Origin of the sequence: Olleya sp. YS (assembly GCF_029760915.1) — a bacterium.
GTDB lineage: Bacteria > Bacteroidota > Bacteroidia > Flavobacteriales > Flavobacteriaceae > Olleya.
On the sequence record NZ_CP121685.1, the window covers coordinates 1228642 to 1242094 of the forward strand.

Below are 13453 nucleotides of genomic sequence, written 5' to 3' on the forward strand. Positions count from 1 at the left end.
AAAAAAATGTATTTTTGTAGTCTAAATTTTATAGTTATGAAATCTATTTTAGTTCCTGTTGGTTCTTCCAAAAATGCACAAAGTCATTTACAATATGCAGTAGATTTTGCTCAAGCTTTTGGCGCAAAATTATACGTGATACAAGTCTATAACGTATATACAAAATCTGGAACCATGATTAAAATAGATCATATTTTGGAACGCGAAAGTTTAGAGTTTTTAAATAGTCATATCGCAAAGGTAGATACTAAAAATGTTGAAGTTGTAGTCAAAACATTTAAAGGAAAACTAGTTGACACTTTAGAATTGGTTTGTAAAACTTTAGATATTGATTTAATTATTTTAGAGCCAAGAACCAACTCGATAAAAGACGAAGTTTACTTGGGTAAAACTTCAGGCAAAATTGTAAAACAAACTAATATACCAGCTCTGATTGTACCTGAAGGCTACAAATATAGACCAATTGTATACATACTAATAGCATTAAAATCTGCTATAATAAAAAAAGAAGGAGTGTTAGTGCCTTTAAAATCTATAAAAAATCAATATAAATCTATTGTTAATCTTTTGTTGGTTAAAACACCATATTATAACGAGGGAGATTTTGATGTTAACACAGAGTTATCTAGTCTAATTACTAAAACTACTTATTCTGAAAATGCAACTACGTTTCAAGGTGTATTAGAACATTATAAGGATAATGATCCAGAATTATTATGTGTGGTTAGACGTAAAAGAGGATTTTTTACAAAACTCTGGGAAAAAAATGCGGTCTTAAAGAAAGATTTTCATTCTTCTACTTTGCCTGTTTTAGTGCTTAGTGGTTTAAAATAAAATCTAAACTTTTATTAGTTACCATTTGTAATGCTTTTGGCATCAGGTTATGGTTCCAAGGGTGTTTAGCGTCAAAGACGTGGTCACTATTTTTTATAGCAAATAATTCACTTTTAGGATTCCAAGAATGTAAAGATTTTGCTTCTTCAAATGTAACAGACGGATCATCTTTAGCATGAATTATTAAATGTGGAATTTGAATATTTTTACAAGCTTTTTCAATATTTAATCGCTCTTTATTTGCTTTGTAATCCAAATAAAATTGATAGTTATGAGGCATTTGCTGTTTTGTTCTTCCATTTAAAACATATTTAACACCATCTTTTTTCCATTGTTCTAAATCTCCTGTAGTTGAGGTGCGTTTTCCAAATGCACTAACACTTGCCCAAGTTATTAGTTTGGTTATTCTGTTATCTTCATTTGCTCTTATTGTAGCAATTCCACCTCCTCTAGAATGACCAATTAAAGTAATGTTTTTGGTATCAATTTCATTTAAAAAACTATTATTCTCTGAACATAAATAAGACAGTAGATCGTCTAAATCCTGTAACTCTTTACTATAATTATTTTCAGCAAAAGCCTCTAAGTCTGGAAAATCTATGGGTTGCTCTACAGTACCACCATTATGAGAAAAATTAAATTTCACAAAAAATAAATCACAGTTTTTAAAGGTGTTAGCCACCAAGTCCCAAGCTCCCCAATCTTTAAAACCTTTATAACCATGACAGAATATAACTAAAGGTTTAAGTTCTTTAGTTTTGTTAAAAAACAGGTCAAAAACAATCGGTTTTTGCTCTTTTCTGGTTAAAATTTGGTTCTTTTTAATCATTATATCTCTTTTTCAATAAAATCTACTTCAGGATTACAAATGTCTAATATTAGGGTTTTTAGTTGAGTTTCAAATTGACCCAACATCTCTTTAGTAATTAAAGTCTCATTATTTCTGCTGTGTGAACTTGTTTTTTTTGCAAAAGGAATAAATCCAAAGCCTAAATTTTTAAATGAGATTATTCCAGCTTCTACAGGTAGCGATATACGTTTAGCTTTATTAAGCATGTAGGTATACATTAACACTTGAAACGATTTGCTATATTTTGTATAATCTGTCAATAGGTCTTCCCAATTAACAATAGACACCTTACTTTGATCTACTTTACCAGTTTTATAGTCTATTACTCTAGTGGTTCCGTTATATTCATCAATTCTATCTACAGTGCCTTTTAATTGTATTGTAAAATCTAAACTATCTATCTGTATTGGAATATGGTCCACTGTTGCTTCTAAAGCTATTATTTTTATAGCGTTTCCTTGTTTAAGTGATTTTATTTCTAAGTTTAAAAAATTAAGTACATAGCGTTTAGCAATTTCAAAAACAATTAAATTTTTACCTTTGGACATATCACCTTCTATATATTCTTCTTTAAAGAATTTTGTGATGTAAGTATCTATTTTTGGTTTTAGTTCTTTTATTTTTTCTACGGTTAAAAATTGTCCAACAAAAGGTAAATACAACGTTTCTAAGGTGTTATGTACTACAGTTCCTAGTGTATTTGCTGCAATGGTTTCTTCCACTTCCTCTAGATCAGAAATGCCTAACAATTTTTGGTAATAAAAGTCAATAGGATTTCTTATATAGCTAGTTAATGATGAAGGTGAGAACCCTTTTTGAGCTATTAACTTTAATTGAGAAATAACAGCATCTGTTTTAACTATGGTTGCAAGTTCTTTTTTATAATTGGGTACTTGAGGTGTTAGTATTTTATGATTAATAGTATGATTTTCAATATCCTCTAGTTCTAACTGTTTTATAAATCTACTCTTTTCACCTCCAACTAAAGTGTCTATTTCTGTATTATATAAAATGTAGATGTTTTTTGCTCGTTGTAATAAATGGTAAAAATGGTAAGTATAAACAGCATCTTTTTCTTTATAAGTCGGCAGTTTATTTTCTAGTTTAATATCAAATGGGATAAAAGAATTATTAGTTTTTCCAGAAGGTAAAACACCTTCATTAACATTAGTAATAATAACAGTTTCAAAATCTAAAACACGAGATTCTAACATTCCCATAATTTGTAAACCTTGTAAAGGTTCTCCTTGAAAATCTAAAGTTTCAGAGCTTAATAACTCTTTATATATACTATATAGCGCCTTAATATCTTTAATATGCTGATAAGTTTGATTTAAGCGTTGTATTTCATTAAATAGTGTGTTAAATCGATATAGATATTCTAAGCCTAACTGATTTTTTTTCTTGTCTTCAGATAGATGTTCTTTTATAGTTTTTATAAGTTCAAAACAATTTTTTAAAGCTGTCTTAGGGTTGTTATCCCAATTTCCGAACAATACGCGCAATAAATCTTCATCTTCAGGTGAAATAGCTACCAGACGCTCTTTTGTTAGGTAGACTAGATTATTTTTATTAATAAGTTCAATTAAAGTTATAGCGCTTCCATTTTTAAATAATGGTTGAACAAACTGATGTGATAAAATGCTTATGACATCTTTATAATAAAAAGTAACACTGTTCTTTTTTTGAAGTATAAATAAGTACTCAAATAATGAAGCTAACGGTATTGTTTTTAAAGGAAAACCCATAGTGATATTTAAGGTCTCTACAGATTTTGGAATAGAATTCAAAACCGGAATCAACAAGTTTTCATCACCTAAAACAAGAGCAGTATTTTTTAAAGACGCGTCTTGTATTGATAATTCATCTAAAATAGATCCAATTGCTTTGGCTTGTCCAATATTTTTGGGCACTCCGAATATTGATATATTTTTTGGTTGTTTGTAATGATTGTTTATCCAATTAAAAGGAGACTTTTTGAAGTACTTCCAATTAGCTCTATGTTGCCTAATAAATAAACCAGCATCGTGTATAATATTATCAATAAATGCACTATCAATATCCCAATAGATTGATGCCAAATCATTTTGCAACAATTCTTGAATAATGGTTTCTTCAGCTTTATTTAAAGCGTTAAATCCTAAAAACACATGTTGACATTTAGTGCTATTAATATAAGCTTCAATGTTTTCAAATGCCTCACGATACAATAATCCCTGATATCCTTTTTTATCAGCAATTAAAGATTGAGTAAAGTTGGTGTAATATTCATTAAGCTTATTCCAGAATTTAAGATAGTTAGTTACAACTTCTGTTGGATTAGGTTGTACTGACCAATGTTCTAAATCTTTAATAGCTTTTAAATAGTCAAATATTTTTTTTTGCGGAACCAGGTAACGATCAATCTCGTTAAAATCTTGAAGTATTATTTGAGCCCATTTAGAAAAACTATCAAAATTTTCTCTTTGATTTTTTGATGTTAACTCTAAATAAGAATTGTAAAAATGAAAAAGTAGCTCTGTATTTGAAACTGATTTTAGTTGAGACAACTCCTCAACAAAGGATTCAACACTAATTATTTTTGGCGCAAAAACAGTTTTATTTAGTAGTAAACTTAGCTCGCGTTTTAGAAATATTCCTGAGCGTCTACTAGGACAAACAAAGATAAGTTGGCTAAAGTCTACGTTCTTTTTTTTTAAGTCATTTAGTACCTCTTGAATAAAACTTATCATTATATAAAAATAAAAAACGCTTCGGATATCCGAAGCGTTTTTTTGTAAAACTTATATGTGGTTTGTTAATCTTATTTTCTAAGTTTAACTTCTACACGTCTGTTGTTTGCTCTACCTGCTCTTGTAGCGTTAGAATCGATTGGATAATCTTCTCCAAAACCGTAAGCATTTAATCTAGTGCTATCTATACCGTTTTCGATAAGGTATGCCATTACAGCATTAGCTCTAGAGTCAGATAATGTTTGGTTAGAAGTTTTACTTCCAACGCTATCTGTATGACCTTCAATTGTGAATTTAGAATTTGGGTACTCTTTTAATATTGCAGTAATAGACTGTAATACAGAATAAGTTTCTTGCTTGAAGCTAGATTTTCCAGTGTCAAATAAGATAGTTTTAGCATAGCTGTTTAATCTATCCATAACTTCTTGAGTTGGTTGAGCAACTACTTCTGGACAACCATTGTTAGCTACAGTTCCAACTTCTTTAGGACAGTTATCATCTTTGTCTAATACACCATCACCATCAGTATCTGGCCAAGGACATCCATTGTTTGCAGCTGGACCAGCTTCGCTAGGACATTTATCTTTAGCATCTGCTACACCGTCGCCATCAGCATCTGGACAACCTCTTAAAGATTTTAATCCTTTAACTTGAGGACAGTCGTCGTTATTATCAGCAACACCATCACCATCAGAATCAGGACATCCGTTAAACTCAGCTAAACCTGCTTCGTTTGGACAAGTATCTTTAGAGTCTTCGATACCATCACCATCAGTGTCTGGACAACCATTGAAAGCTTCTAAACCAGGTACGTCTGGACAAGCATCATCTTTATCGTAGATACCGTCACCATCAGTGTCAGTTCCTCCAAATCTTACAGATAAACCTGCAGAATGTTGGAAATGTTTAGTTAAATAGTCTTCGAAAGAATGCTTATATTTTGACTCAACAAATAAACCAATGTTATCAGAGAACCAGTAAGTTAATCCTAATGAAGCATTAACAGTTCCTGCTCCTACAGTGTTACCAGATGTAGTAGAAAATGTATTATAAGTACCTTCCTCAATCCAAGTATAACCACCACCAACACCAATTGCTGGATCTAATTTAGTTGAACCAATTAAATTTCCTAAGTGATATCTTACATTACCATCTACAGCATAGTAAGCTAAATCATTAACAGGAAGGCTAGGGTTAGTATTATCTTGTCCCCATTTGTCAATTCTATTAATAGAACCTCCTACTTGGATTGTAAAATTATCTCCTACGTACTTTGATACTGATAAAGTAGATAACGATGGTAAGATACTATAGTGATCACCTACGTTAAAAAATTCGTCAAAGTAACCTCCTTGTGGAGTGTTTTCACCTACAGGAAAAACATCTACTGCGTTAATACCGAAGTTGATTGCCCATGGGTTGTTTTGGTCTTGCGCCATAACGTTACCTAAACTAGTAAGTAGTAACATTGTGAACAATAATCTGCTAAGATTTTTCATATTCAAAAATTTAATTTTTAAGTGTTAATTAGAAGCAAAAATAAGTTGTTAAATATTATTAACAAAGACAAATATATAAAAATATTGATTATTTCTTGCTTTTGTTTAACTATTATAGATTGTTTCTAAATAATTTCAAGTGTTTTACCAACTTTAACAAAGGCGTCTACAGCTTTTTGTAAATGCTGTTTTGTGTGTGCAGCAGAAAGCTGTACACGGATTCTAGCCTTTTCTTTTGGAACTACTGGGAAAAAGAATCCAATAACATAAATCCCCTCTTTTAATAACATATTTGCCATAGTTTGAGATAGCTTAGCATCATATAACATTACTGGTACAATTGCAGAGTCTCCATCTATAATATCAAAGCCAGCTTTTTTCATCTCTTGTTTAAAGTAATTGGTGTTATCCTCAAGCTTGTCTCTTAAAGAGCTATCGTTTGCCAACATATCAAAAACTTTAATAGATGCACCAACTATTGCAGGTGCTAGAGAATTAGAAAACAAATAGGGTCTTGAGCGTTGACGTAACATATCTATAATCTCTTTCTTACCTGTTGTATAACCACCCATTGCTCCTCCCAGTGCTTTACCTAAAGTCCCTGTTATAATATCAATTCTATCCATAACACCTTTTTCTTCTAAAGTGCCTCGACCAGTCTCGCCTATAAAACCTGTAGCGTGACACTCATCAATCATTACTAACGCATCATATTTATCTGCTAAATCACAGATTTTATCTAAAGGAGCAACAAGTCCGTCCATAGAGAACACACCATCTGTAACAATAATTTTGAAACGTGCACCATTATTATTAGCATCTATTAATTGTTGTTCTAAATCTGCCATATCGTTATTTTTATAGCGATAGCGTGCAGCTTTGCACAATCTAACACCATCAATTATTGATGCATGATTTAACGAGTCTGATATAATGGCATCTTCTTTACCTAATAAAGGTTCAAAAACACCACCATTGGCATCAAAAGCTGCAGCATATAATATGGTATCTTCAGTACCATAAAATTCTGCTATTTTTTGTTCTAAGGTTTTATGTATGTCTTGTGTACCACAAATAAATCTAACAGACGACATACCAAAACCATGAGTATCCATAATGTCTTGTGCTGCTTTTATAACCTCTGGATGAGAGGATAATCCTAAATAATTATTAGCACAAAAGTTTAAAACGGTTTCTCCTGTGTTTAGTGTTATTTCTGCCCCTTGTGCAGATGTTATTATACGTTCTTCTTTATAAAGTCCGTTATCTTTTATGTCTTGTAACTCTTTTTGCAAGTGTTCTTTTATCTTATTGTACATACACTGAATTTTAGTTTTCACAAATTTAAAACGTTTTTAGCTATACCAATTATTTTACAGCTAATCTTTTAATTTTAATACGTGACTATTTTAATGTCTTGGTTTATATAAATTAATATTTTTTTACTTACCGTAAAATTCATTTCTTTTAATATATCTGAATAATTTTCTAATTGTTGTTGGTATTTAGGATTTGATAATCCTGTTTTATAATCTATAATTACTGCATCATTATTATTAATAGCTAAACGATCAGGACGTACAATTTCTCCTGATTTTGAAATAATATCTCGTTCATTATAAATAATGTAAGCATTTGTATAATATTGTTTTATTTCTGGATGGTTTATAATATTAGTTATTGTGTCTGACAATAAACTGGCTTGTTCTTGATTTATAATTCCAGTATTAATGTAATCATTAATTACAAACTTAACATCTTCTATAGTCTTGACTTCAGCCATGATATCATGAATTAAATTACCCTTTTCAATAGCATATTGTTGATTAGTATCCCATAAATAGCCAGATTTAGTAATAATTTTTATATCATGATCTTGTTTTGCAACACTAATAAATTGCTTGGTTTCTAATGTGGTTTCTACTAAATCTTCTACTTGTATTTCTTTTTTTTCGCTACCAAACGTGTAATCTAATTGTGATTCGTTCCACAATCCTTTCTGTATTAAGTAATTAATAAGCAATCCCGAATAAGTGTTTAGTGACACTACATCCTTCTTTGAATTTTCTAACTTAGAAATGATATATAGTTGTTCTACAGGTCTAGTTAATGCAACATACAATAGGTTAATATTGTCTAATTCTTGTTCTGATCGATGTTTTAAATAAATAGCCTCACCAATGTCTCCATAATTTTCGAAATCTTTATTGAAGTTTAATAGTGCTTTTGAAAACCCGTTAAACTGGTTTTTATCCAATGGAAACCATTCTTGAGGTTCAATTTCTTTATAGATATCTAAATGTGCATACGGAAAGATAACCACAGGAAACTCTAATCCTTTAGACTTGTGAATGGTCATTATCTGAATGGCATCTTGATTATTTGGTGAGACGATGTTTAAAAGGTCTTTTTTGGAATTGTAATAGTCTAAAAAAGCTGAAATATCGGATATTTGTTTTTGGGAAAACTCTAAAACAATATCTAAAAAATATTGTATAAATGCATTAGAAGCTTTAGTTAATTTAAAGTCTCTTACAATGGATTCTGCCATATCATATAATGATAGTTGTAGCAATTGTGATGGGTTTGTGTGAATTGAAAACTGTGAAAAATTTTCAAAAAAAGCACCAATTGGTAACTCTAAATTGGTTTTAAAATAATTGTGCTTATCCTTGATGTTATTTTGGGAAGCCACATGGTCTAAAATCTTGATTTTTGCTTCTAAGTTTTTTTGGTTAACAAGTAATTTAAAAATATTGATAACTAATTTTACATCTTCAGAGTTGTCTATTAACATGGTTTCTGAGGATGTTATTTTTATACCTTTTTCGCTCAAATATTCTGCAATAGCTGCACCTTCTTTTTTCTTCCTAACCAATATGCAGATATCTTTTAAATGGTAACCATTTGCTAAACAGTGTTCTATGGTTTCAAAAACAGTTTGGCTATAACTATCGTTTTGGTCATCTTCTTTTTGAATATCTAAAAATTTGATACTCACAAAACCTTCTTGCTCCAAAAATGTCTCCTGATTTGCTTTTTTATATAATTCAGAATAGTTAGGATTACTAAAGCAATGTTCTGACAGATAGCTGAAAAACTGATTGTTAAAATGAATGATGTTTTTAAAACTTCGATAATTATAATCTAACTTAATAACTTCTTTTTCTACTTGAAAGGGGTTTTGAGAAGGGTCTTTATTTTCCTTTTTTGTCAACTCCATAAATTGCTCAGCCTTACCACCACGCCATCTATAAATAGCTTGTTTGGCATCACCAACTATCATTGCTGTTCCTTTTTCACCTTTTAAATTATGACCACTTAAAGCATTGTCTATTAGTGGTATTAAATTGTCCCATTGCATTTCTGAAGTATCCTGAAACTCGTCAATAAAATAATGTCTAAATTTTTCTCCTAAACGCTCGTAAATAAAAGGTGTAGGTTGGTTTTTAATTTCTTGACTAATTAAGGTATTAAATTCTGAAATTAATAGCTTGTTTTCGTCTTCCTTAATAATGGTTAACTCTTTGTTAATAGCATTTAAAACAGAAAGTGGAGTGATATTTTTATAGATAGCTTTTAAAAATTTTAAATCATAAACTGTTGCTTTAATTTGGTGATATGCTTGGTCTATAATTGGTAAAAGTTGATCTATTAGTTGTGCTTTCGAGGAGTTTAAAGTTTTTGTATACAGCTTGCCTTCTGCTATATTATCTGCTAGTTTATTGTCATACAATCTATCAAAATCAAAATTTGATGCTTTTATAAAATGATTATACAGCGTGCCTCTAGAAAAATCTTTGTCCTCTAATCCATTGGCTTTAAAATTTGAAAGTATTACATCGGTTAATTGCGACACTGACTTTTCTTTGATTTCAATCTTGTTTATTATTAGCTTTTTAAAATCGTTAAAATCCTCAAGTGTTTTATGTTTTATACTGTCTAGATGTGGCAAGTCATTGTCATTAATTAGCAATTTAGCAATGCTATTAAAGTCTCTAGAGACATCCCAACTTTTATCATCGTCTGCTTTTTCTAATGCAAAGTCTATTAGTATTTTAGTTAATTTATCGTTGGTGCCAGCTTTTGCAATTAAGCTATCTACTGCTTGATTAAGTAGGGAAGGTGTGTCAAGTTCAACTTCAAAATTTATGGGTATTTTCAAATCGTGTGCAAACGTCCTAATTAATTTATGGTTAAAACCATCTATAGTAGATACATCAAAAGCAGCATAATTGTGCATGATAGTGTTTAGTATGACTTTTGATTTTTTACGCACGTAATCTGGTTCCAGATTAAGTTCTTCAACAAGTGCTAAAAACATACTGCTATCTCTGTGCGGAAACTCTTTTAAAGAATCTAAAATCCTTGTTTTCATTTCGGCTACAGCTTTATTGGTAAAAGTTAGCGCTAAAATATGTTTGAAGCTGTCGTTATATGTAGAGGTAAATAATAGCTTTAAATACTCCTTAACTAAAGCAAAGGTTTTTCCACTTCCAGCAGAAGCATCATAAACTTTAAAAGGAGGGTTTTTGGACATTAATACTTAAATTTTAGACAAGATAATAACAAAATTATGGTTGCTAAATTTATTTTAAAACTATCTTCAATATTTAAACTACGATGTTAAAGTATTATTAAATACAATTAAACAATGGTCTAAATATTTTCAATTGAAGGCTTTAATGTTTAATTTTGATGTAACACAATATTAACACTTAAAAACATACAATTATGGCTTTTGAATTACCAAAACTAAAATATGCGTATGATGCATTAGAACCACATATTGATGCACGTACAATGGAAATACACCACAGCAAACATCATAACGGTTACACAACTAAATTAAACAACGCTATTGAAGGTACTGATTTAGAAGGAAAATCTATAGAAGATATTTTGACTAATTTAGATATGAAAAATATGGCTGTTAGAAATAATGGAGGAGGATTTTACAACCACTCGTTATTTTGGGACGTTATGAATCCTGAAGGTAAAGGACGTTTGTCTGGAGATTTAAAGGATGCTATTGAAGCAGCCTATGGGTCTGTTGACGCTTTTAAAGATGCATTTAGCAAAGCAGCAGCGACACAATTTGGATCAGGTTGGGCTTGGTTATGTGTCCATAAAGGCGGAAAGGTAGAAGTATGCTCTACACCAAATCAAGACAACCCATTAATGCCAGGTGTGACTTGTGGAGGGACTCCAATTTTAGGATTAGATGTTTGGGAACACGCTTATTATTTAAATTATCAAAATAGACGTCCAGATTACATCGATGCTTTCTTCAATGTGATTAATTGGAACGAAGTAGAAAGACGTTATGCAGAAGCTAAATAAGCTTAAACGTTTATAAAACTGAATAAGCAGGCTTTTTAAAGTCTGCTTTTTTTTTATACTTAAACTGTTTTTTTTGGGAAAGTTTAGGCAAATAAAAAAGGAGAACGAGAGTTCTCCTTTTTTGCCCCAAATCTACCATGAACTTAACCTACTTATGTTATGGTAAGCTCAAATATAACGACATTTAAATTGAATTATTACATATTATAGTTAAAAAGTAAAAATATTCGGTTAAATGATGTGTGACGAGAAAAAACTTACCAACTAGAATTAGTAAGCACGTTCTTTATTGCCTTCATAAAAATTAATAAATGCTCTATTTACCACTCTATTACCTCCAACTGTTGGATAGTTACCAGTAAAATACCAATCTCCTAAATGATCTGGACACGCTTTATGTAAATGGTCTACAGGTTGAAAAATGATTTCTACCTTAGCATTGACAGAATCGTCAGTTAACAAGCTTGATATTTTTGCCGAAATTTGTTCTGGTGTAAACTGGTCGTAGATTTCTTTTACAAAATTGGTAACGTCTTTATCCTCTAAATCTTCTTGCGCTTTACACTTTTTGTAAACCTCTTCTACTAAATTGTATTTGTTGTTTTCCTTTAGTAACTCTAAAGCTGCATTAAAAGCAACTAAAGTTTCTAGATTAGCCATATCAATTCCATAGCAATCTGGATAACGTATTTGTGGCGCAGAGGAGACAACTACTATCTTTTTAGGATGTAATCTGTCCATCATTTTTATAATACTCTTTTTTAAAGTGGTACCACGCACAATACTATCGTCAATTATAACCAAATTGTCTGTGGGCTTTATTACTCCGTAAGTTACATCATAAACGTGCGCAACCAAATCGTCTCGACTAGAATCTTCAGTTATAAAAGTTCTTAGCTTAACATCTTTGATGGCTATTTTTTCTATTCTTGGTCTTTCTTTTAAAATAGAAGTGACATTTTCTGCAGAGAGCTTACCATTACCATCTAATATGGCTTGAGTTTTCTTTTGGTTTAAGTGTTCTTCAACCGTTTCAATCATCCCATAAAAAGAAGTTTCAGCTGTATTTGGTATGTATGAAAACACTGTGTTTTCGGTGTCACCTTTTATAGCCTTCAATACTTGAGGCATTAATAAACGACCAAGCATTTTTCGTTCTTGATAGATTTCGGCATCACTTCCTCTAGAAAAATAAATACGTTCAAAACTACAAGATTTACGCTCTAAAGGTTCTAATATTTTTTTAATTGAAGTCTCGCCAGATTTTTTAGTAATAATGGCGTGTCCAGGACTTAATTCTTTAACATCATCAAATTCTACATTAAATACTGTTTGAATCACTGGACGCTCTGAAGCAACCACAACAATTTCGTCATCTTTATAATAGTAAGCTGGACGTATTCCTGCTGGATCACGCAATACAAAAGAATCTCCATGACCTAATAAACCAGCCATAGCGTATCCACCATCCCAATTTTTTGCTGCACGCTTTAAGATTTTATGAATTTTTATACGCTCTGCAATTAAAGGAGAACATTCGTGCTTATCATAGCCTTCTTTTTTTAAGTCTCTATAAATTTTGCTTACAGCATCATCTAAAAAATGACCAATTTTTTCCATGATTGTAATTGTATCTGTATATTCTTTTGGATGTTGACCAAGTTCTACCAGATTTTTAAATAGCTCTTTAACATTAGTCATATTAAAGTTTCCAGCTAGAATTAAATTACGATGTTGCCAATTATTTTGTCTTAAAAAGGGATGTACACTTTCTACGCTGTTTTTACCAAACGTACCATATCTAACATGTCCTAAAAGGACTTCTCCTATATATGGTATGTGTTTTTTCTGTAACGCAACATTATCTTGATATTCTGGATGCTCTGTTAACTCTTTATTAACACGTTCATTAATTTGAGCAAAAATATCTTGTATGGGTTGTTGTGCGATAGAGCGTACGCGACTAATATAACGTTCGCCAGGTTTAGTGTCTAATTTGATGCTTGCAAAACCAGCACCATCTTGACCACGATTGTGCTGCTTTTCCATCATTAAATACATTTTATTAACTCCGTAAAATGCACTTCCATATTTTTTCTTGTAAAATTCTAAAGGCTTAAGGAGTCTAATTTGTGCAATTCCGCACTCGTGTTTTAAAGCATCACTCATTGTTGTTGTGTTGTGAGTTGGTCAAT

At 30.9% G+C, this 13453-nt stretch carries 8 protein-coding genes; 2 read left to right on the top strand and 6 right to left on the bottom strand.

Going from position 1 to position 13453, the window contains the following annotated elements; all coding sequences use genetic code 11:
* The first annotated feature begins 36 nt into the window (after positions 1 to 36).
* On the top strand, positions 37 to 834 hold the full coding sequence (locus tag Ollyesu_RS05715; RefSeq protein WP_279302834.1) for a universal stress protein: 798 nt from the start codon (positions 37 to 39) through the stop codon (positions 832 to 834).
* Here Ollyesu_RS05715 and Ollyesu_RS05720 read toward each other — a convergent pair.
* From Ollyesu_RS05720 to Ollyesu_RS05740, 5 genes are all read right to left on the bottom strand, one after another.
* The gene (locus tag Ollyesu_RS05720) at positions 818 to 1663 is read right to left on the bottom strand and encodes an alpha/beta hydrolase (protein WP_279302835.1); all 846 of its coding nucleotides are present in this window, start codon (positions 1661 to 1663) and stop codon (positions 818 to 820) included. The two genes, Ollyesu_RS05715 and Ollyesu_RS05720, sit on opposite strands and share 17 nt — an antisense overlap.
* The gene (locus Ollyesu_RS05725) at positions 1663 to 4416 is read right to left on the bottom strand and encodes a PD-(D/E)XK nuclease family protein (RefSeq protein ID WP_279302836.1); all 2754 of its coding nucleotides are present in this window, start codon (positions 4414 to 4416) and stop codon (positions 1663 to 1665) included. Before Ollyesu_RS05725 ends, Ollyesu_RS05720 begins: the two co-directional genes overlap by 1 nt.
* A gap of 71 nt (positions 4417 to 4487) precedes the next feature.
* Positions 4488 to 5915: an OmpA family protein gene (locus Ollyesu_RS05730; RefSeq protein ID WP_279302837.1), complete on the bottom strand. Its 1428-nt coding sequence runs from the start codon at positions 5913 to 5915 to the stop codon at positions 4488 to 4490.
* A gap of 125 nt (positions 5916 to 6040) precedes the next feature.
* Positions 6041 to 7234 (bottom strand): glycine C-acetyltransferase, encoded by a 1194-nt coding sequence (gene kbl, locus Ollyesu_RS05735; RefSeq protein ID WP_279302838.1) that lies wholly within the window; start codon positions 7232 to 7234, stop codon positions 6041 to 6043.
* 74 nt (positions 7235 to 7308) lie between these two features.
* Positions 7309 to 10455 (bottom strand): UvrD-helicase domain-containing protein, encoded by a 3147-nt coding sequence (locus Ollyesu_RS05740; RefSeq protein ID WP_279302839.1) that lies wholly within the window; start codon positions 10453 to 10455, stop codon positions 7309 to 7311.
* A gap of 194 nt (positions 10456 to 10649) precedes the next feature.
* On the opposite strand from Ollyesu_RS05740, the gene Ollyesu_RS05745 reads away from it, so the two are divergent.
* Positions 10650 to 11258 (top strand): superoxide dismutase, encoded by a 609-nt coding sequence (locus Ollyesu_RS05745; protein WP_279302840.1) that lies wholly within the window; start codon positions 10650 to 10652, stop codon positions 11256 to 11258.
* A gap of 270 nt (positions 11259 to 11528) precedes the next feature.
* Here the strand turns inward: Ollyesu_RS05745 and Ollyesu_RS05750 are convergent, their stop codons facing one another.
* Complete coding sequence (locus Ollyesu_RS05750) at positions 11529 to 13427, bottom strand: amidophosphoribosyltransferase (protein WP_279302841.1); 1899 nt, start codon at positions 13425 to 13427, stop codon at positions 11529 to 11531.
* Positions 13428 to 13453: the final 26 nt, after the last annotated feature.

Bases quoted from the DNA above. Each gene is read 5' to 3' on its own strand.
- Ollyesu_RS05715 (WP_279302834.1), top strand. From the start codon at position 37: ATGAAATCTATTTTAGTTCCTGTTGGTTCTTCCAAAAATGCACAAAGT.
- Ollyesu_RS05720 (WP_279302835.1), bottom strand. From the start codon at position 1,663: ATGATTAAAAAGAACCAAATTTTAACCAGAAAAGAGCAAAAACCGATT.
- Ollyesu_RS05725 (WP_279302836.1), bottom strand. From the start codon at position 4,416: ATGATAAGTTTTATTCAAGAGGTACTAAATGACTTAAAAAAAAAGAAC.
- Ollyesu_RS05730 (WP_279302837.1), bottom strand. From the start codon at position 5,915: ATGAAAAATCTTAGCAGATTATTGTTCACAATGTTACTACTTACTAGT.
- kbl (WP_279302838.1), bottom strand. From the start codon at position 7,234: ATGTACAATAAGATAAAAGAACACTTGCAAAAAGAGTTACAAGACATA.
- Ollyesu_RS05740 (WP_279302839.1), bottom strand. From the start codon at position 10,455: ATGTCCAAAAACCCTCCTTTTAAAGTTTATGATGCTTCTGCTGGAAGT.
- Ollyesu_RS05745 (WP_279302840.1), top strand. From the start codon at position 10,650: ATGGCTTTTGAATTACCAAAACTAAAATATGCGTATGATGCATTAGAA.
- Ollyesu_RS05750 (WP_279302841.1), bottom strand. From the start codon at position 13,427: ATGAGTGATGCTTTAAAACACGAGTGCGGAATTGCACAAATTAGACTC.